Source organism: Brevundimonas diminuta 3F5N, from assembly GCF_900163625.1.
Lineage (GTDB): Bacteria > Pseudomonadota > Alphaproteobacteria > Caulobacterales > Caulobacteraceae > Brevundimonas > Brevundimonas diminuta_A.
In genome coordinates, this window is record NZ_FUIE01000044.1 from 33,717 (window position 1) to 53,247 (window position 19,531).

Genomic DNA, 19,531 nt, shown 5'->3' on the forward strand with positions numbered 1-19,531 from the left:
AGCTACAATCCCTAGTATGGAACAAAGCCTGAATCGGCAGACGTCGCCGATTCGGTCATGATTCGTTTCGCCCGTGTTCCAGGGGCCGGTAAGGTTCCGCTTACCATTCCTTCTTCGCCCGCATCCAAACCGCCGCGCCGCTTGTGAAAGTCGGCGGGGTTCGCCACCTTGGGCCGGTCATGAGCGACCGTTCCGCAGGCATGGCTCCATCGCGCGTCACGGCGATCCTGGGCCCCACCAACACCGGCAAGACCCATCTGGCGGTCGAGCGCATGCTGGGCCACGCGTCCGGCACGATCGGCCTGCCGCTGCGTCTGCTGGCGCGCGAGATCTATGAGCGGATCGTCAAGCGGCGCGGAGCGGCCTCGGTCGCCCTGATCACCGGCGAGGAGAAGATCGTCCCGCCGCGCCCGGCCTATTTCGTCTGTACGGTCGAGGCCATGCCGCTGGAGCGGTCGGTCGATTTCCTGGCGGTGGACGAGATCCAGCTGGTCGCCGATCCGGAGCGCGGCCACGTCTTCACCCAGAGGCTGCTGCACGCGCGCGGTCGGTTCGAGACCATGTTCCTGGGCGCCGGGACGATGGCGCCGTTGATGCGGTCGCTGGTTCCGGATGCGGAGATCGTGACCCGCGACCGGCTGTCGACCCTGTCTTACGCCGGGTCGAAGAAGCTGACCCGCCTGCCCCGCCGCAGCGCCGTGGTCGCCTTCTCGACCGAGCAGGTCTACGCCATCGCCGAACTGCTGCGCCGCCAGAGGGGCGGGGCGGCGGTGGTCATGGGCTCGCTCAGCCCGCGCACCCGCAACGCCCAGGTCGAGCTGTTCCAGTCGGGCGAGGTGGACTTCCTGGTCGCCACCGACGCCATCGGCATGGGGCTGAACATGGACGTGGACCATGTGGCCTTCGCCGGTTTGAGGAAGTTCGACGGGCGGCGCACGCGCTGGCTGCACGCCGCCGAGATCGGCCAGATCGCCGGGCGCGCGGGGCGGCATCTGCGCGACGGCACCTTCGGCGTCACCGGCGAGGCGGAAGAGCTGGACGAGGATCTGGTCGAACAGGTGGTCGAGCATCGCTTCGATCCGGTCGAAGCGGCCGAGTGGCGCAGCGGGCGGCTGGACTTCGACACCCTGCCCGACCTGTTGCGGTCGCTGACGGTGACGCCGGATCGCCATGGGCTGCGGCTGACCGCACAGGCGCTGGACGAGACCCTGCTGCGGCGCTTTGCGGCCGATGAAGACGTCAAGAAGATCGCCCGCTCGCGCGGCGCCCTGATGCGTCTGTGGGAGGCGTGCCAGTTGCCGGATTTCCAGAAGACGACGCTGGACGAACACGCCCGACTGTCGAAGGAAATCTTCACCGCCCTGACCAGCCGTCGCGGGCGGTTGACCGAGGACTGGGTGGCGCCGCGCTTCAACGACCTGGATCGCGACGACGGCCAGATCGACCAGCTTTCGGCGCGGCTGTCGGGGGTGCGGACGCTGAGCTACATCGCCAACCGGCCCGATTGGATGGCGGGCGCGCAGGAATGGCGCGACCGGACCAAGGCGCTGGAGGAACGGCTCAGCGACGTGCTGCACGAACGGCTGACGGCGCGGTTCGTCGACCGGCGCACGGCGGCCCTGATGCGAGCGCTGAACGTGCGTTCGGACGTGCTGGCGGGCGTGGCGGACGACGGCGAAGTCACGGTCGAGGGCGAGGTGGTCGGCCATCTGGACGGGGTGTATTTCACGGTCGATGCGGGCGGATCGGCGCTGGCCGACCGGGCGCTGCGGCAGGCGGCGACGCGGGCCGTGGGGCCGGAGGTGGCGCGGCGTCTGGGGCGGTTGGCGGCGGACGAAGACGCGGCCTTTTCCGTCATGCCCGATGGCGGCGTGCTGTGGACCGACGCCCTGACCGGGCGCATCATCAATGAAGATCCCTTCTCGCCGCGCGTGCGGCTGCTGGGCGAACTGGGGCCGGTCCCGGCGCGCGAGCGGGCCGAGCGGCGCATGGAGGCCTGGCTGGCGGGCGAGGCCGGGCGGGCGCTGAAGCCGCTGAAACGCCTGCGCCACGCCATCGAGAGCGGCGCCCTGACCGGGCTGCCGCGCGGGCTGGCGTTCCGGCTGATCGAGGCGGGGGGCCTGATCCCCCGGCGCGAGGTCGAGCGCGATCTGGCGGCCCTGAGTCAGCATGAGCGGCGCACGCTGAAAACCTTCGCCATCCGCGTCGGCGCTCATTCGGTCTGGCTGCCCGGCGTGATGAAGCCGCGCGGCGCGGCCCTGGCCCAGGCCTTCCTGCCGCGCGAGGCGACACAGGGGCTGGCGGGCGACGGCCTGCTGATCCTGCCGGAACCGCCGCCGTCCGCGCGCGCCCTGTCGGCGTTCGGGCGGCGCGCGATCGGGCGATGGACCGCGCCGGTCGAGGCGCTGGAAGCCTTCGCCGAGGCCCAGCGGGCGGCAGGCAAGGCGCCGCTGTCGGATGAGGCGCTGAACGCTCTGGGCTGGACGGCGGATCAGGCGAAGGCGATCCAGGCCGCCCTGCGCACGCCGCGCGCCGAACAGGCGCCGCGCTCCGGCAAGCCCGCGCCGCCGCCCAAGGATTCGCCTTTCGCCGCCCTGGCCCAGTTGACGCAGCCGCCGCGACCCGCGGCGCCGGCCAAGCCGAAGGCCGCTCGCCGGCCTCGCCGTCGGCCTCGGCGGCCCGGCGCCCAAACGGCCGCCCAACCGACCGCTCAATCGACCGAATGAGCGCCGAGAGCTGCCGCATCGATGTCTGGCTGTGGCGCGCGCGCTTCGCCAAGACCCGCAGCCTGGCCGCCGCCATGGTCGAACGGGGCGCGATCCGCCTGACGCACCACGGCGCCCAGACCCGGCTCGACAAGCCCAGCCGCAGCGTCCACCCCGGCGACGAGGTTCTGTTCGCCCAAGGCGGCCGGCTGATCGCCGTGCGCGTGGTGCAGATGGGCGAAAGGCGCGGCCCGCCCGAGGAAGCCCGCGCCCTTTATGACGTGCTGGACGCGCCGACCTAGCCCGCCGCCTTCACGAACTCGCCTTCGATGTGCAGCTTCACCTCATCGCCCAGTGCGGGCAGGCCGAAGTTGATGCCGAAGTCGGACCGCTTGATGGTCGCCTCGCCGTCGAAGCCCGCCTTGTAGCCGCCGCGCGTCGGGCCGGCCTGATTGAACTCGACCTCCATGACCACCGGACGGGTCACGCCGCGCAGGGTCAGCTCGCCGTGGACCGTCGCCTCGTCGCGATCATCGGCGTCGACTACGATCCGGGTCGAGCGGAAAGTCGCCACCGGATGGTTGGCGGTGTCGAAGAAGTCCGGCGTCTGCAGGTGGCGGTTCAGCCCGTCGGAGTTCGACGCCACATCCGTCAGGGGAATGGTCGCGGTCAGGGTGCTGGCGGACGGATCAGCCGGGTCCAGCTTCAGCTCGGCCTGAACGTTCACGAACTGGCCGACATAGGTCGAGAAGCCCAGGTGATCGACCGACCAGGTGATCTTGCCGTGCGCCGGGTCCAGCTTGTAGTCGCCGGACTGGACCTCGGACGGAACCTTGGTCAGGGCGGATTGGGCGACGACCGCGCCGCCGGCCAGCAGGCTGAGCGCCAGGCTCGCGGCGCCGATGCGGCCGATGGCGGAATGAGCGATGGAACGGGGGATGAAACGCATGGCGGGGCCTCCTGCTGGACGATGATCGGGCGTCATGAATGTAGAGCAGGACCCGACGACATCGGGCCTGAACAGCTTTGCAACAGCGCCCTCGGTTGACAGTTGGTTCCGTCGGGGCCATGTGCCCGCCCTCGACATCCCTCGCTGCCACAGGCCCGCCCGAACGCCATGACCTACATCGTCACCGACGCCTGCGTGAAGTGTAAGTTCATGGACTGCGTCGAAGTGTGTCCGGTGGACTGCTTCTATGAGGGAGAGAACTTCCTGGTCATCGCACCGGACGAGTGCATCGATTGCGGCGTGTGCGAGCCGGAATGCCCCGTCGACGCCATCGTCCCCGACACCGAGGACGAGCCCGACGGCAAGTGGCTGCAGGTCAACGCCGAATACGCCAAGGTCTGGCCCAACATCACGGTCAAGGGCGTGCCCCCGGCGGATCGCGAACAGTATGAGCGCGAAACCGGCAAGTTCGAGAAGTACTTCAGCCCCAAGCCGGGCAAGGGCTCCTAAGAATTCGCCACAATGCAGTCACAATGCGCCGGTCTTCGCCGCTCGCCCTGTGGATGTTTTGAGATTTCCTAATTTTATGATAGGTTCCTCCCTATTCGAAACGGGCGGTTCCGCAACTCTGCGCGCCGCCCGCATTTACGACAGAACCTCGCCGCTAGAGACGAGGTCGGCCAGGGGTTTGGTGATCCGTTTTCGCGTCTGACAGTGCGATCCTCCGCCTCAACCGCCGGGCCCAGCGCTCGGCGGAGGGGCGGTTTTTCACTATCTGCGCGGCGACGCTCTCATCCCTACGGTTCGGGAAAGGAATGACATGACGAGCAAGACCGGTCTGGAATTCAAGGTTGGCGATGCGGTGGTCTATCCCGCACACGGCGTCGGCAAGGTCGCCGCGATCGAGACTCAGGAAGTCGCCGGCATGGCGCTGGAAGTCTATGTCGTGACCTTCGAACACGAGAAGATGACCCTGCGCGTCCCGACCAAGAAGGCCAAGACCGCCGGTCTGCGCACCCTGGCCGCCGACGACACCGTCTCCAAGGCCCTGACCACGCTGAAGGGCCGCGCCCGCGTCAAGCGCACCATGTGGTCGCGCCGCGCCCAGGAGTATGAAGCCAAGATCAACTCGGGCGACCTGATCTCCATCGCCGAAGTGGTCCGCGACCTGCACCGCGCCGAGACCCAGCCGGAACAGTCCTATTCCGAGCGCCAGCTCTATGAATCGGCCCTGGACCGCATGGCCCGCGAAGTCGCCGCCGCCAACAAGATCGACAAGGACGCGGCCATGGCCCTGCTGGGCAAGTCGCTCAGCGCCAAGAAGCCGGTCGCTCCGGCCGCCGAGGCTGAAGCCGAGGCCGCCTGACCTCAGGCGATCCGCAAACGACGCGAAAGGCCCGGCGGCGACGCCGGGCCTTTTTCATGAGCGCCGTCGGCAAGCGCTCAGCGAAACCGAATGGTCTGGCAAGATGGCCATGAATGGACAGGCCTGACCAGCCATTGATCCTCTAGGAGCGCGCGCATCGTCGTCGTTCGCAGAGGCCCTTCCTATGTCCATGCTCACCCCCTCTCCATCCCTGCGGTGGAGCGACCTGCTGCACCCCGTCGTCGCCGGACTGATCTCGGTCATCGTCAACTATGGCGGCACCTTCATCCTGGTGTTCCAGGCGGCCAAGGTCGCGGGCCTCAGTCCTGAGCTGACCGCCTCCTGGGTCTGGTCGATCTCCATCGGCGTGGGGACGACGGGCCTGTGGCTGAGCTGGCGCTACAAGGCGCCGATCATCACCGCCTGGTCGACGCCCGCGGCGGCCTTCCTGGTCACGGCCCTGGCGGCGACCTCCTACGCCGAAGCGATCGGCGCCTATCTGATCTCGGCGGCGGCCTTTGTCGTCCTGGGGCTGTCCGGCGGGTTCGACAGGGTGATCCGCCTGATCCCCCCCGCCATCGCCGCCGCCCTGCTGGCGGGCATATTGCTGCCCTTCGGCATTCAAGCCTTCGGCGGGGTGGGCGTCGATCCTGTGCTGGCGGGCCTGCTGATCCTGACCTACGTCGTGCTGAAGCGGTTCACGGCGCGCTATGCGGTGGTGGGAATCCTCGTACTGGGGCTGGGCTTCCTGCTGACGCAGGGGCGGGTCGACCTGTCGGGGCTGGAGCTGAAGCTGGCGGCGCCTGTCTTCACCATGCCCGTCTTCTCGTTCAAGGCGCTGCTGAGCCTGGCCATCCCCATGTTCCTGATCACCCTGACCGGCCAGTACATGCCGGGGATGCTGGTGCTGCGGAACGACGGTTACGCCGTTAGCGCCAACCCCCTGGTCACGGTGACGGGGCTGGGGTCGCTGCTGATGGCGCCCTTCGGCTCGCACGCCTTCAATGTGGCCGCCATCACCGCCGCCATCTGCACCGGCAAGGAGACGCACGAAGACCCGTCCAAGCGCTGGATCGCGGGCGTGGCGGCGGGGGTGTTCTACATCCTGATCGGGGTGTTCGGGGTGACGCTGGCGGCGGTCTTCATGGCCCTGCCCGCCGTCTTCATCACCACCCTGGCGGGGCTGGCCCTGCTGGGCGCCATCGGCGGCAGCCTGGCGGGCGCCCTGGCCGAACCGGCATCGCGCGAGGCTGCCCTGATCACCTTCCTGGCGGCGGCGGCCAATATCCAACTGTTCGGGATCGGCGGAGCCTTCTGGGGCCTGGTGATCGGCCTGATCGCCTATGCGGCGCTGAACGGCGGCCTGGCGATCTTCGCCAAGACCCTTCTGCCGGCCAGGCCCACGCCCGAGCGCCCGGCTGAATAAGGCGAAGAAAAAGAGACCGAGACGCGCGTCCCGGCCTCCTACGCTCTCAAAGCCAGATCAGAAATATTCCGCCCCGGCCGGGCACTGGGCGGCCAGACGGCGCGCGGTGATGCTGGCCGGAATATAGGGCGTGCCGCGCGCTAGTTGGGCGCCGCCGTTGAAGCGGAAGGCCTGCTCTTCATAGGTGCCGTTCAGGCGCACGTTGATGCGGCGGCCCTTGCGGTCCTGACAGCTGCCTTCAAAGCGCGCGCGGCCGTCGCCGACCTGGCGGGTCGGATAGGTGCACCGCCATTTGCGCGTCGACAGGCCGCCGAAGAATCGGTTGATCTCGCTGGGCCTCACGCACTTCTGTTCAGTGTCGCGCGCGCCCATGACGCTGGTTGTGTATTCCCAGTATCCAGGCAGGACTTCGGTCTGCGCCGCCGACTGCGCCTGGGGCGCGGACGCGGGCGCGGCCAGCATCACGGCGCCGGCGACCACGGGAGCGGCCACGGCCATCAGCCGGGCGAAGGGGATCAAGGTCTTCATGGATTTGCCGTTCATGGGACTCATCATGGATCTGCTCTATATAGTCACGCCTTGAACGACTGCTGAACGAAGGCGATCCCTTGCCTTCACAATGACTCTTGGCCTTCACAATGACTCTGTCGCGCCGGACGACGACTCCAGCCTTGACGCCCGGCGAGTCCTTCCTCTATACGGCCCCCTCTCGCGCGGGCCTCCTTGCTCGCCGCGTCCCTGTTTCATGCGTCCGCACCGGTATCGCGGATGTGACCTTGAGGATCTTCAGATGTCGCGTCGCTGCGAACTCACCGGAATCGGCCCCATGGTCGGCCATCACGTGAGCCACTCCAACATCAAGACCAAGCGCCGTTTCCTGCCGTCGCTGAAGACGGTCAAGGTTCAGTCGGAAGCTCTGGGCCAGACCTTCTCGCTGCGTATCTCGAACGCCGCCCTGCGGACCCTGGACTTCAAGGGCGGCCTGGACGCCTTCATCGTCAAGGCTCGCGACGAGCAGCTGTCGATCGCCGCCCTGCGCATCAAGCGTCAGGTCCGCGCCAAGCTGGCCGAGCAAGCCGCCGCCTGATCGGCGTCGACTGACGGATTTTGAAGAGGCCGGTGGAGACACCGGCCTTTTTCTTTTGCGCGCTGACCCGTTACCCTCGCGGCTTGCCCAGCCGGAGCCATCGCCTTGCGCCCTCTCGCCGTCCTCTGCCTGACCACAGCCCTGCTGACGTCGCCCGCCCTGACATCAAGGGCTCTGGCGCAGGAGACCGCGCGCGAAACCTCCGCCTTCACCCTGTCCAGCGGCACGCCGCGCACGATGGAGCAGCTGGCCCTGCGCTTCGACAAGGCGGACCTGTCCTTCAGACTTCTGCCAGACACCCAGTCGATCGAGGGCGTCGCCGTCCTCGACTTCACCGCCACAGCGCCGACGGCGGCCGTGGTGGTCGAACTGGATGCGGTCTTCGCCATCGCGTCCATCACGGTCGATGGTCTGGCGGTCGCCGACTGGTCCAACCCCGAGGGGCGACTGACCATCCCCCCGCCCCGCCCGCTGACAGCCGGTGAAAGCGTCTCCGTCCGCATCGCCTATTCGGGCCGCCCGCATCAAGCCAGGCGCGCGCCGTGGGACGGCGGCTTCGTCTGGACCACGACGCCCGACGGCCAGCCATGGATCGCCAGCGCGGTTCAGGGCGAGGGCTGCGACCTGTTCTGGCCCTGCATCGACCATCCGCAGGGCGAGCCGGAGCGGGTGGATCTGCACATCACCGTCCCCTCAAGCCTCAGCGCCCCCGCCAACGGCCGCTTCCTCGGCAAGTCCGACAACGGCGACGGCACGACCACCTGGAACTGGACCGCGCGCCAGCCCGACACCTACGCCATCAGCTTGAACGTCGGCCCCTATGTGGAGATGGCCGCCGACTATCGCAGCCGGTTCGGCAATGAGATCCCCTTGCGTTTCTGGCGTCTGGCCTCGGCCGATCCGGCCAAGGCGCAGGCGCTGTTCGACGAGTTCCCGCAGATGCTCGACTTCTATGAGGCAAGCATCGGCCCCTTCCCCTTCGGCGACGAGAAGATGGGCGTGGTCGAGACCCCGCACCTGGGCATGGAGCACCAGACCATCAACGCCTACGGCAACGGCTACAAGCTGGACGGCAAGGGCTACGACTGGCTGCTGCAGCACGAACTGGCGCACGAATGGTTCGGCAACCAACTGACCAACGCCGACTGGGACGACATGTGGCTGCATGAGGGGTTCGGCACCTATATGCAGCCCCTCTACGCCCGCTGGCTGAACGGAGAGCGGGCCATGCAGGCCGAGCTTCAGACCATGCGGCTGACCCTGGCCAACCGCTTCCCGGTCGTGTCGGGCAAGTCGCAGGACGCGGGGACCGTCTATGACGACAAGACCGGCCCGGCGCTGGATCTCTATTACAAGGGCGCGCTAATCGCCCACACCCTGCGCCTGCACATCGGCGACGACGCCTTCTATGAGAGCCTGCGCCGCCTGGTCTATGGCCGCCCCGATCCGCAGCCGGGGAACTTCCGGCCGCGCTACGCCACGACGCCGGACTATGTCGCCATCGTCAATGAGGTGACGGGGCGCGACATGGGCTGGTTCTTCGACGTCTACCTCTATCAGGCCGCCCTGCCCGATCTGATCATGACGCGGCAGGGCGAGCGGGTGACGCTGGAGTGGAAGACCGCAAACGGCCGCCCCTTCCCCCTGCCGGTCGAGATCGAGGTGGACGGCGTCCTGCACACCCTGCCCATGACCGACGGGCGCGCGACGTTCGAGGCGCCGCCGGGCGCGCACATCCTGCTGGACCCCGGCTCAAAGGTGCTGAGGCGGCTGGAGTATCTGGAGCGGTGGAAGGCGGCCGCGACCGCCGACTGAGGCTCAGGCCGGTTCCAGCGTCCGCAGGGCCGAGGCCGAGAACCGGCGCCAGTCGGCGTTGTCGGCCCAGACGGCGGCCAGAGCCTCCAGCAGATGATCCTCGTCGTCGTCGTTGTGCAGCGGCGTCGGCGTGACGCGCAACCGCTCGGTCCCGCGCGGCACGGTGGGGAAGTTGACCGGCTGGATATAGACGCCGTGCTCATCCATCAGGGCGTCCGTCACCGCCCGCGCCGTGGCCGCATCGCCGATCATCACCGGCAGGATGTGGCTGGGGCTGGGCAGGACCGGCAGGCCCAGCCGCTGCATCCCCGCCTTGATCGAGGCGGCGCGCGCGGCCAGCGCCCGACGCGGCGCGCCGTCGGCCTTCAGATGGCGCAGGGCCGCCCGCACCCCGGCCACCACCGAGGGCGGCAGGGCCGTGCTGAAGATGAAGCCCGGCGCGTGGCTGCGCACGAAGTCGACCGCCGCCACATCGCCCGCCACATAGCCGCCCATGGCGCCGAACCCCTTGCTGAGGGTGCCCTGAATCATGCTGATGCGGTGCGACTGGCCGTCGCGCTCGGCCACGCCCGCGCCGCGCGCGCCGTACAGGCCCACGGCGTGCACCTCGTCCAGATAGGTGAAGGCGCCGTGCTTTTCGGCCACGTCGCAGATGGCGGCGATGGGGGCGAAGTCGCCGTCCATCGAATAGCAGCTCTCGAAACAGACCAGCTTGGGCCGATAGCGGCAGACCCCGCTCATCAGCCGATCCAGATCGCGCCAGTCGTTGTGGGCGAAGATGTGCTTCTCCACGCCCGAGCGCCGCATCCCCTCGATCATGGAGGCGTGGTTCAGGGCGTCGGAAAAGATCACCGCCCCCGGCAGGCGCGACGCCAGCGTCGACAAGGCCGCGTCATTGGCAGCATAGCCCGAGGTGAACAGCAGCGCCGCCGCCTTGCCGTGCAGATCGGCCAGGTCGCGCTCCAGCAGGACATGTTCGTGGCTGGTGCCCGAGATGTTGCGCGTGCCGCCCGCGCCCGCGCCATAGGTCCGGATCGCGCCTTGCGCCGCCTCGACCACCTCGGGGTGGACGCCCATCGACAGATAGTCGTTCGAGCACCAGATGGTGATGGTCCGCCCGCGCCGGTGATCGCGCGCATAGGGGGTATCAGGCGCCAGCCGCTCCAGATCGGCGAAGACGCGATAGCGGCCCTCCTCCTTCAGATCGTCCAGATCGCGGCTGAAGAAGTCGGCGAAGTCGAAAGCGCCCATGACATCACATCCCATCACAGGACGGGCGGCGACATTGCCATCCCGCCGGGGGCGTGACACCTAACGCTGCATTGGCCGGATCATTCCGGCCACTTTGGAAAGAAGCCGCAGACCATTGCTGAAGCGCGCCCAACTGGAATCCGTTCAAGCCTTCATGGACCACCCGGCCCAGTCCGGCCTGCCCCTGCACGCCCGCATCCAGCGCGCCGTGCGCCAGTTGATCGTCGAGCGGTCGCTGACGGCGGGGCGGCCTCTGCCCTCGTCGCGGACGTTGGCCCGGTCGCTGGGCGTGTCGCGCGATACGGTCGAGACGGCCTATGCCCAGCTTCACGCCGAGGGCTTCATCGAGCGGCGCGTCGGCAGCGGCAGCTTCGTCTGCGAACTGACCGAACTGGGCCTGAAGCGCGGAGTGCTGCGCCCGGCGGGCCGCCGTCCCGCCCTGCAACCGGCGACGGCGCCGACCCTGAGCAAACGCGGGCAGGCGATGGCCGACAGCGGGGGTCTGCGCGACCCTTACGCCCCACTGGCCTTCTCGCCCGGCGTGCCGGAGACGCGGCTGTTTCCCTTCGCCCAGTGGGACCGGCTGCATCGTCAGACCCTGCGCGAGGAGGGCGCCGCCGCCCTGCACCACGGCGACCCGCAGGGCCATCCGCGCCTGCGCCGTGCCATCGCCGGCTATGTGAACCTGGAACGCGGGGCGCGGGCCGATCCCGACCAGATCCTGATCCTGACCAGTTCGCAGCAGGCCCTGTCCCTGTGCGCGCGGGTGCTGGCCGACCCCGGCGACGGCGTCTTCATCGAAGACCCGGCCTATCAGGGCGCCGCCAAGGCGCTGGATGCGGCGGGTTTGAAGCGGCTGCCCGTGGCGGTCGATGCGCAGGGAATGCGGACCAACGACCTGCTGGCCCGACGCGAGGACGGGCGGGCGGTCTTCGTCACCCCCTCGCACCAGTTTCCAACCGGACGCACCCTGTCGCTGGACCGGCGGCTGGCCCTGATCCAGTGGGCGGCCGAGCATGACGCCTGGATTCTGGAAGACGATTACGACAGCGAGTTCCACTACGCCGGACGGCCCACCGCCTGCGTTCAGGGCTTGGACCCGCATGACCGGACCCTGTATCTGGGCACCTTCACCAAGTCGCTGTTTCCGGGTCTGAGGCTGGCCTATCTGATCCTGCCGCGCCCGCTGGTCGAGCCGATGGTCGCGGCGCGCAGCCTGATGGACGGCTTCACCGCCTCAGTGGCGCAACTGACGCTGGCCCGCTTCATCGAGGACGGCCGGTTCGGCGCCTATGTCCGCACCATGCGCGGCGTCTATGCGGAACGGCTGGATGCGCTGGAGGCGGCGGTGACGGCGCGCCTGCCCCACGTCGTCACGCCCGACCGGCCCGCCGGAGGGCTACAGATGCCCTGCTTCCTGAAGGACGGCTTTGACGAGGCCGAGACGGTGCGCGCGGCCCGGCGCGTCGGCGTCCACCTGACCGGGCTTACGCCCCTGCACGACGCGGGCGCGGGCCGTCCCGGCTGGCTGATGGGCTTCGCCGCCTCGACCCCGGCCGAGATCGGCGCCGCCGTCGACCGGCTGGCGAAAATCTTCCCCGCGTGATCGACGCTTACAAAGCGGTCTGACGATCTGCGCCGACGTGGCGGGGAATGGCCGGGACAGCGTCGTCTAGGGTGCAGGCGTCGGCGGTGAGCCGACGCCGTGAAAGCATCCATCCTTGTCTGCCCTCGCCCTGCTTCCAACCGACCAGCCGGGCCGCCGATCCGACCACGGCGGCGGTCGAATTCGCGTCTCCCTGAGCGCCCTCGCCGCCAACTATCGCGCCATGCGGGACCAGATCGCGCCCGCCGCCTGCGCCGCCGTGGTCAAGGCCGACGCCTATGGTCTGGGCGCGGCCCGCATCGCGCCCGCCCTCTATGACGCCGGGTGCCGGGCCTTCTTCGTCGCCCATCTGTTCGAGGCGGTGGATCTGCGCCGCGTCCTGCCCGCCGACGCCGAACTGTTCGTGCTGAACGGTCTGGCGCCGGGCGCCGAATACGCCGCCCTGGCCGCCGGGGCGATCCCGGCGCTGAACAGCCGCGAACAGATGGAGGGCTGGGCGCGTCTGGGCCGGGCGGTCGGGCGGCCGCTGGCGGCGGCGATCCAGTTCGACACCGGCATGTCGCGGCTGGGCCTGCCGCCCGAGGACGCCGCATTCGCCTTCGACCCGGAGGGCCCGATCCGCTGGATCGCGCCGCGCCTGATCCTCAGCCACCTGGCCGTCGCCGACACGCCCGGCCATGCGGGCAATGCGCGGCAACGTCAGGCCTTCGAGCGCATTCTGGCCCACGCGCCGCCGGACGCGCCGCGCTCGCTGGCCAACTCGGCCGGGTGCTGGCTGGGCGAAGACTATCACTATGACCTGTGCCGGGTCGGGGCCGCCCTGTTCGGTCTGGACGCCTCGCCATCGGCGCGGCCCATGCAGCCCGTGGTCGAGGTGACGGGCCGCATCATCCAGACGCGCGCCGTGCCCGCGGGCGCGGGCGTCGGCTACGGCTGGGCCGTCACGGCGGCGAAGGGGATGCGTCTGGCGACCATCGGCGTGGGCTATGCCGACGGCTGGCCGCGTCAATTGTCGGCGAGCGGCGCCGCTGCATTCGAGGGGTGCCTGCTACCCTTCGTCGGGCGCATCTCGATGGACAGTCTGGTCGTGGACGTCAGCGCCCTGCCGCCCGACGCGCTGAAGGCGGGCGATCAGGTAGAGTTGCTGGGGCCGAACCGCACGCCGGAACAACTGGCGCTGGACGGCGCGACCATCGACTATGAAGTCATCGCGCGGCTGGGCCGCCGCCTGTGTCGGGAGTATGTTTCGTGACCCTTTCGCCTGAGAACATCGAACGGTTCGGTCCTGATCCGCGCGAGCGGTTCGCCGCCAATCTGGCGCTGGTTCATCGCCGCATCGCCGCCGCCTGCGAACAGGTCGGGCGGCCGATCGACAGCGTGCGCCTGTTGCCGATCACCAAGACGGTTCCGGCCGAGATCCTGCGCCTGGCCTGGGCGGCGGGCGTCACCGACTTCGGCGAGAACAAGCTGCAGGAGGCTCGCGACAAGGCCGAGGCCATGGCCGACCTGTCGATACGTTGGCACGTCGTCGGCCACCTTCAGTCGAACAAGGTCAAATACCTGACCCGTCTGGCGGACGAGTTTCATGCGCTGGACAGCCTCAAGCTGGCAGAGGTGCTGGACAAGCGGCTGGAGACCGACGGCCGCGACATGAACGTCTATGTCCAGGTCAACACCTCGGGCGAGGAGAGCAAGTTCGGCCTGCACCCCGACGACGCGCTCGACTTCATCGAACGGCTGGAAGCCTTCCCCCGGCTGAAGCCGCAGGGGCTGATGACGCTGGCCATATTCAGTGACGATGCGGATCGGGTGCGGCCCTGCTTCACCCTGCTGCGATCCCTGCGCGACAAGGCCGAGCGCATCGATGCGCGCATCACCGGCCTGTCGATGGGCATGACCGGCGACTACGAACTGGCGGTGCGCGAAGGCGCGACCGTGGTGCGCGTCGGCCAGGCCATCTTCGGCCCGCGCCCGACGCCGAACGCCCACTACTGGCCCGGTCTGGCCTGACCCCAGACCGACCTGATCACCATTCCCTCCCCGGAGTAACCGCGTGACAATTCCCTTTATCGATCTTCTCAGCCAGCGCCGCCGCATCGGCGCGACCATCGACGCCGCCCTGATGGAGGTCGCCGCCAGCGGCCAGTACATCATGGGTCCGGCGGTCGGCGCCTTGGAACAGGCCCTGTGCGACTTCGGCCAGGCGCCCCACACCCTGTCCTGCTCCAACGGGACGGATGCGCTGGTGCTGCTGATGATGGCGTGGAACGTGGGGCCGGGCGACGCCGTCTTCTGCCCCGCCTTCACCTTCGCCGCCACGGCCGAGGTGGTCGCGTTGGCGGGCGCCACGCCCGTCTTCATCGACATCCGCCCCGACACCTGGACGATCGACCCCGACCATCTGCGCGCCGCCGTCGAGGCGGTCGAGCGCGAGGGCGTGCTGAAGCCCCGCGCCGTCATCGCCGTGGACCTGTTCGGCCAGCCCGCCGACTATCCCGCCCTGTCGCAGATCGCACAGAAACATGGGCTGAAACTGATCGCGGATTCGGCGCAGGGCTTCGGCTGCACCCTGAACGGCCAGCACCCGATCCACTGGGCCGACGCCACGACGCTGAGCTTCTTCCCGGCCAAGCCGCTGGGCGCCTACGGCGACGGCGGGGCAGTGCTGCTGAAGGACGAGGCGCTGATGGATCAGCTCGTTTCCCTGCGCGTCCACGGACAGGCGACGGCGGCGGATGCGGCGGCGCAGGGCTTCACCCACGACCCGAAATACCTGAACCCGCGCTTGGGCATGAACGGGCGGCTGGACACGCTGCAGGCCGTCGTCCTGCTGGAGAAGCTGAAGATCTTCCCGGACGAGATCGAGCGCCGCAACCGCATCGCCGACCGCTATGTGCGGGGGCTGGCCGGTCATGTGGCGGCGACGCCGGTGGTCATTCCAGGCGGCCGTTCGGTCTGGGCCCAGTTCACCGTCGAGCATGACGACCGCGACGCCCTGGCCGCCCATCTGAAGACGCAGGGCGTGCCGACCGCCGTCTATTATCCGATCCCGCTGCACCGCCAGCCCGCCTATCGCCAGCACCCGGTCGGCCCCGGCGGTCTGGCCGTGACCGAGGCCAAGGCGGAACGGGTCATCAGCCTGCCGATGAGCGCCTATCTGGACGAAGCCGTGCAGGACCGGGTGATCGCCGCCGTTGCTAGCTTCGGCTGAGGCTTTTAGCCTTCGGTCAGGCGCATCTCGAAGGCGCCCGCCGCCTGGGTCCGCAGCAGAACGGTCTGGACCCCGGCGGTGGCGCGGGCGGCGGCCTCGACCAGACCCTCGCCGCGCATCAGCCAGCCGGTCAGATAGGCGGTGAACAGATCGCCCGTGCCGCTGGGCCGGATCGGGATACGGGGGATGGAGGTGCGATGGGCGACGCCGCCCTCGACGGCCACCGTCTCGACCTCGCCCGGCGCAGTGTCGGTCAGGACGCAGCCCGTCACCACTGTCCGCCCCGTGCCGCGGGCGTTCAGGATGCGCGCCGCCTCGATCACCCCCTCGACCGTATCGGGCCGTTCGCCGACCAGTCGGCCCAGCTCAAACTGGTTGGGGGTGATGATGTCGGCCATCGGCGTCAGCTCGTCGCGGAACTGTTCGATCAGACCCTCGGCGACGAAGACGCCCAGATCATCGTCGCCGATCACCGGGTCGCAGATGTGCAGAAGCGCGGGGTTCTTCGCCTTCCAGCGACGCAGGAAGCCCGCCGTCGCCGCCGCATTGGCGGCCGAGCCCATATAGCCCGTCACCACCGCCCCGGATGTCATGGGCAGGTCGCGCTCCTCGACCCCCAGCAGCAGGTCGGCGACCAGTTCCGTCTCCAGAATCCGGCCGCGCATTGTGGGATAGTGCGGGTGATTGGACAAAAGGGTGGTCGGCACCGCCGCCACCTCCAGTCCCATGGCCTGCATCGGCTGGACCGCCGCGCTGTTGCCGACGTGGCCGTAGACGACCTGGCTCTGAATCGAGATGACCCGCACGCGCGTTCGGAACCTCCTTAAGCGGGCGTCAGCGCCGGTCCGGCGATCGGCCAGGCCCGCGTCAGTTCTCTTCCCTGCGCCTTCACCGCCGCGCTGTCGAGATCGCCGTCGCGCAGCCCCTTGAGGATGGTCAGGATCATGCCGCCGACCGTGCGGAACGCCTCGGCGTCGAACCCGCGCGAGGTCGAGGACGGCGAGCCCAGCCGCAGCCCCGACGTCACCATGGGCGAGGCCGTGTCATAAGGGACCGAGTTCTTGTTGGCGATCAGGCCGTGATCCTCCAGCGCCTCGACCGCCGCCTTGCCGGTCAGGCCGAAGGGGCGCAGGTCGACCAGCACCAGATGGCAGTCCGTCCCGCCCGAGACGAGGCGCAAGCCTCCGTCAGCCAGCGTCTGGCCCAGCGCGCGGGCGTTCTCGATCACCGCCCTGGAGTATTCGACGAAGTCCGGTTGCAGCGCCTCGTGGAAGGCCGCCGCCTTGCCGGCGATGACGTGCATCAGCGGCCCGCCCTGCGTGCCGGGGAAGACCGCCTTGTCGATGCGCCGCGCCAGTTCCGGGTCGTTGCACAGGATCAGGCCGCCGCGCGGGCCGCGCAGGGTCTTGTGCGTGGTCGAGGTGGTGACATGGGCGTGCGGCGTCGGATTGGGATAGAGGCCCGCCGCGATCAGCCCGGCGTAGTGGGCCACGTCGGCCACCAAGTATGCGCCGACCCTGTCTGCGATCTGGCGCATCCGGGCGAAGTCGATACGGCGCGGATAGGCCGAGCCGCCCGCATAGATCAGACGCGGCCGGTCCTGAAGGACGCGCTGCTCCATGTCGTCATAGTCGATCAGGTCGTCGTCTTCGCGCACCCGATAGGCGCTGACCTCGAACCACTGGCCCGACAGGCTGACGGGCGAGCCGTGCGTCAGGTGGCCGCCGCAGGCCAGGTCCAGCCCCATGATGCGGTCGCCCGGCTTGATCAGGGCGAACAGCACGGCCAGGTTGGCGTTGACGCCCGAATGCGGCTGGACGTTGGCGTAGGCCGTGTCGAACAGGGTGCAGGCGCGCTCGATGGCCAGTTTCTCGGCGATGTCGACCGCCTCGCACCCGCCGTAGTAGCGACGGCCCGGATAGCCCTCGGCGTATTTGTTGGTCAGGACGGAGCCTTGCGCCTGGCGCACGGCGGCGCTGACGATGTTCTCGGAGGCGATCAGCTCAATACTGTCCTGCTGACGTTTCTGCTCCAGAGCCAGAGCATGAGCCAGTTCCGGGTCCAGAGCCCGTGTCGCCAGATCGAAAACCATGTCGTCTCCGTCATTCCAGTGAAAGACGGCGGGTCGGCCGGTGAGGAGGAGGGTCGCCGACCCGCCGAGCGGCTGGCTTCGGGGGACTGAAGCCAGGCCGAAGAGCGTCAACGCAGGGCCGAAAGGTCCGCGCCGTGATTGATGTGATAGACGGCGCCGCCCATGACGATGGCCGGAACCGACTGCACGCCGGCGGCCTCGGCTTCAGCCAGGCGCTGCGGCGTCTCGCCCAGGTGAACCACCTCGACCTCATAGGCCGCCGGGTTCAGCGCGCCGACGAAGCGCTGCTCGGCGTCGACGCAGACCGTGCAGCCTGCGTGATAGAAAACGGCTTTCTCGGCCATGACACTATCCCTTGTTTCTGATCCCGCAGCGGTGTTGCTGCCTGGGAGTGCGCGTGGGATACCCGGCCTATCGGCACCGTCAGAAGAGCCGCTTTCCTGAAACTTGATAGGCCGGATTATGGGGCGCAGCGCCGTCGTCATTGAACTGATCGAAGACGCCGCCCGGCCCCTGTTCATCAATCTGGCGGGGTCGGTCATCCGCGAGATCGAGCGCGGGCGGCTGAAGCCCGGCGACCGCCTGCCCGGCACCCGCGCCCTTGCCGGCGCCCTGGGCGTTCACCGCAACACCGTCGACGCCGCCTATCAGGAACTGGTGCTGCAAGGCTGGCTGACGGCCGAGGCGTCGCGCGGCACCTTCGTCGCCCGCGATCTGCCCGATCTGGGCACGCAGAACTGGGGCGTGCGCCCCGCCGCCGCGCGCCTCGCCTCGCCCCTGTCGCAGGCCCGAGCCGCACCGGCGCCGATGCAGTTTTCGGACGGGGCGCCCGATGCGCGCCTGATGCCGGGGCTGGAGTTGGCCAGGGCCTTCCGGCGATCGATGACCGCCGCCGAGCTGAAGTCCCTGCCCGGATACGGCGATCCGCGCGGCGCGCCGTCGCTGCGGACGGCGCTGGCCCGCTATCTGTCGACCGAGCGCGGCCTGACGGTCGGCGCCGACGACATCCTGATCACGCGCGGCAGCCAGATGGCCCTGTTTCTGGCCGCCGCCGTCCTGAACCCCGGCGACGCCATCGCGGTCGAGGATCCCGGCTATCCGCTGGCGTGGAAGGCGTTTCGCGCGGCGGGCGCCCGAGTGGTCGGCGCCCCAGTCGATGCGCAGGGGCTGGACGTAGAGCAGCTGGAGGCCCTGCTGGCGCGCGACCCGACGATCCGCGCCGTCTATGTCACGCCCCACCATCAGTTCCCGACCACGGTGACTCTGGGCGCCGGGCGGCGTCTGCGCCTGCTGGAGCTGGCGCGTCGCCATGGCCTGATCCTGATCGAGGACGACTATGACCATGAATACCGTTTCGAGGGCCGCCCGGTCCTGCCGCTGGCCGCCCGCGCCCTGAGCCAGGGGCGCGATCAGGATCGCATCATCCATATCGGCTCGGTGTCCAAGCTGCTGTCGCCCGTAGTCCGCATCGGCTATGCGACGGGCGCGCCGGACCTGATCCAGGCCATGACCGCGCGGCGCGAGGCCATCGACCGCCAGGGCGACTTGCCGCTGGAACGGGCGCTGGCCCGGCTGATCGATGACGGCGACCTGGGCCGCCACGCCCGCAAGGCGCGCAAGATCTATGAGCAACGCCGCGACCTGCTATGCGCCGAAATCGCCGCCCGGCTGGGCGACGCCGTCGCCTTCGACAAACCGGCAGGCGGGCTGGCCCTTTGGCTGCGCGTGAACCCGGACATCGACGCCGCCGCCTGGGCCGCCGAGGCCGAGCGGTCAGGCCTGATCCTGACGCACGGCGGCCAGCTTCAACTCCAGCCCGGCCACCACGCCAACGCCTTCCGCATCGGTTTCGCCAGCCTGGACGAGACCGAATTGGCCCGCGCCGTGACGAGGCTGAAAGCGGCGCAACCCCGCTGACGTCCTGCGGCTATCCGGTGCTACGTCTGAAACGAACTGGCGTCGACGATGCTCCGGAGCGACTTCGACGAAAACGAGAACGACTTGCACCCGATCACGCACAAGC

The 19,531-nt window shown here is 69.0% G+C and carries 18 protein-coding genes; 12 read left to right on the forward strand and 6 right to left on the reverse strand.

Annotated elements, in window-relative coordinates; genetic code table 11:
* The first annotated feature begins 179 nt into the window (after positions 1 to 179).
* The gene (locus FM111_RS08285; protein WP_087140493.1) at positions 180 to 2,726 is read left to right on the forward strand and encodes a helicase-related protein; all 2,547 of its coding nucleotides are present in this window, start codon (positions 180 to 182) and stop codon (positions 2,724 to 2,726) included.
* Complete coding sequence (locus tag FM111_RS08290) at positions 2,723 to 3,007, forward strand: RNA-binding S4 domain-containing protein (RefSeq protein WP_087140494.1); 285 nt, start codon at positions 2,723 to 2,725, stop codon at positions 3,005 to 3,007. The genes FM111_RS08285 and FM111_RS08290 overlap by 4 nt, the downstream gene beginning before the upstream one ends.
* On the opposite strand, the gene FM111_RS08295 is transcribed toward FM111_RS08290, so the two are convergent.
* Positions 3,004 to 3,654, reverse strand: a complete 651-nt coding sequence (locus tag FM111_RS08295) for a YceI family protein (protein WP_087140495.1) — start codon at positions 3,652 to 3,654, stop codon at positions 3,004 to 3,006. The two genes, FM111_RS08290 and FM111_RS08295, sit on opposite strands and share 4 nt — an antisense overlap.
* 168 nt (positions 3,655 to 3,822) lie before the next feature.
* Here FM111_RS08295 and fdxA point away from each other — a divergent pair, with 168 nt between their 5' ends.
* The 3 genes from fdxA to FM111_RS08310 all read left to right on the forward strand — a co-directional run bounded on the left by fdxA (position 3,823) and on the right by FM111_RS08310 (position 6,446).
* Entirely contained in the window at positions 3,823 to 4,164 is a 342-nt protein-coding gene (gene fdxA, locus FM111_RS08300) for a ferredoxin FdxA (RefSeq protein WP_003166185.1), read from the forward strand.
* Positions 4,165 to 4,474: 310 nt separating this feature from the next.
* On the forward strand, positions 4,475 to 5,020 hold the full coding sequence (locus FM111_RS08305) for a CarD family transcriptional regulator (RefSeq protein WP_046652322.1): 546 nt from the start codon (positions 4,475 to 4,477) through the stop codon (positions 5,018 to 5,020).
* Positions 5,021 to 5,204: 184 nt separating this feature from the next.
* A complete protein-coding gene (locus FM111_RS08310; protein WP_087140496.1) occupies positions 5,205 to 6,446 on the forward strand; it encodes a benzoate/H(+) symporter BenE family transporter in 1,242 nt (413 codons plus the stop codon).
* Between the two features lie 57 nt (positions 6,447 to 6,503).
* Here FM111_RS08310 and FM111_RS08315 read toward each other — a convergent pair whose 3' ends face one another.
* Positions 6,504 to 6,989 (reverse strand): DUF3617 domain-containing protein, encoded by a 486-nt coding sequence (locus FM111_RS08315; RefSeq protein WP_256968158.1) that lies wholly within the window; start codon positions 6,987 to 6,989, stop codon positions 6,504 to 6,506.
* 247 nt (positions 6,990 to 7,236) lie between these two features.
* On the opposite strand from FM111_RS08315, the gene rpmB reads away from it, so the two are divergent.
* Both rpmB and FM111_RS08325 read left to right on the forward strand, forming a co-directional pair.
* On the forward strand, positions 7,237 to 7,533 hold the full coding sequence (rpmB, locus tag FM111_RS08320) for a 50S ribosomal protein L28 (protein WP_087140498.1): 297 nt from the start codon (positions 7,237 to 7,239) through the stop codon (positions 7,531 to 7,533).
* A 105-nt stretch (positions 7,534 to 7,638) separates the two neighbouring features.
* A complete protein-coding gene (locus FM111_RS08325) occupies positions 7,639 to 9,348 on the forward strand; it encodes a M1 family metallopeptidase (protein ID WP_087140499.1) in 1,710 nt (569 codons plus the stop codon).
* A 3-nt stretch (positions 9,349 to 9,351) separates the two neighbouring features.
* Here FM111_RS08325 and hemA read toward each other — a convergent pair whose 3' ends face one another.
* The gene (gene hemA / locus FM111_RS08330) at positions 9,352 to 10,599 is read right to left on the reverse strand and encodes a 5-aminolevulinate synthase (RefSeq protein ID WP_087140500.1); all 1,248 of its coding nucleotides are present in this window, start codon (positions 10,597 to 10,599) and stop codon (positions 9,352 to 9,354) included.
* A 115-nt stretch (positions 10,600 to 10,714) separates the two neighbouring features.
* On the opposite strand from hemA, the gene pdxR (FM111_RS08335) reads away from it, so the two are divergent.
* From pdxR (FM111_RS08335) to FM111_RS08350, 4 genes are all read left to right on the forward strand, one after another.
* The gene (pdxR, locus tag FM111_RS08335; protein ID WP_087140501.1) at positions 10,715 to 12,205 is read left to right on the forward strand and encodes a MocR-like pyridoxine biosynthesis transcription factor PdxR; all 1,491 of its coding nucleotides are present in this window, start codon (positions 10,715 to 10,717) and stop codon (positions 12,203 to 12,205) included.
* A gap of 115 nt (positions 12,206 to 12,320) precedes the next feature.
* Positions 12,321 to 13,457, forward strand: a complete 1,137-nt coding sequence (alr, locus tag FM111_RS08340) for an alanine racemase (RefSeq protein ID WP_256968159.1) — start codon at positions 12,321 to 12,323, stop codon at positions 13,455 to 13,457.
* A complete protein-coding gene (locus FM111_RS08345; RefSeq protein WP_087140502.1) occupies positions 13,454 to 14,215 on the forward strand; it encodes a YggS family pyridoxal phosphate-dependent enzyme in 762 nt (253 codons plus the stop codon). Before alr ends, FM111_RS08345 begins: the two co-directional genes overlap by 4 nt.
* Positions 14,216 to 14,258: 43 nt before the next feature.
* Entirely contained in the window at positions 14,259 to 15,416 is a 1,158-nt protein-coding gene (locus FM111_RS08350; protein WP_087140503.1) for a DegT/DnrJ/EryC1/StrS family aminotransferase, read from the forward strand.
* Positions 15,417 to 15,421: 5 nt separating this feature from the next.
* Here the strand turns inward: FM111_RS08350 and pdxY are convergent, their stop codons facing one another.
* The 3 genes from pdxY to FM111_RS08365 form a co-directional block, all read right to left on the reverse strand.
* A complete protein-coding gene (pdxY, locus tag FM111_RS08355) occupies positions 15,422 to 16,222 on the reverse strand; it encodes a pyridoxal kinase (RefSeq protein ID WP_087140504.1) in 801 nt (266 codons plus the stop codon).
* A gap of 17 nt (positions 16,223 to 16,239) precedes the next feature.
* Positions 16,240 to 17,508, reverse strand: coding sequence for a serine hydroxymethyltransferase (gene glyA, locus FM111_RS08360; protein WP_087140505.1), 1,269 nt, complete (start codon positions 17,506 to 17,508; stop codon positions 16,240 to 16,242).
* Between the two features lie 107 nt (positions 17,509 to 17,615).
* A complete protein-coding gene (locus FM111_RS08365) occupies positions 17,616 to 17,852 on the reverse strand; it encodes a thioredoxin (RefSeq protein WP_087140506.1) in 237 nt (78 codons plus the stop codon).
* Between the two features lie 118 nt (positions 17,853 to 17,970).
* Here FM111_RS08365 and pdxR (FM111_RS08370) point away from each other — a divergent pair, with 118 nt between their 5' ends.
* Positions 17,971 to 19,425: a MocR-like pyridoxine biosynthesis transcription factor PdxR gene (pdxR, locus tag FM111_RS08370; protein WP_087140507.1), complete on the forward strand. Its 1,455-nt coding sequence runs from the start codon at positions 17,971 to 17,973 to the stop codon at positions 19,423 to 19,425.
* Positions 19,426 to 19,531: the final 106 nt, after the last annotated feature.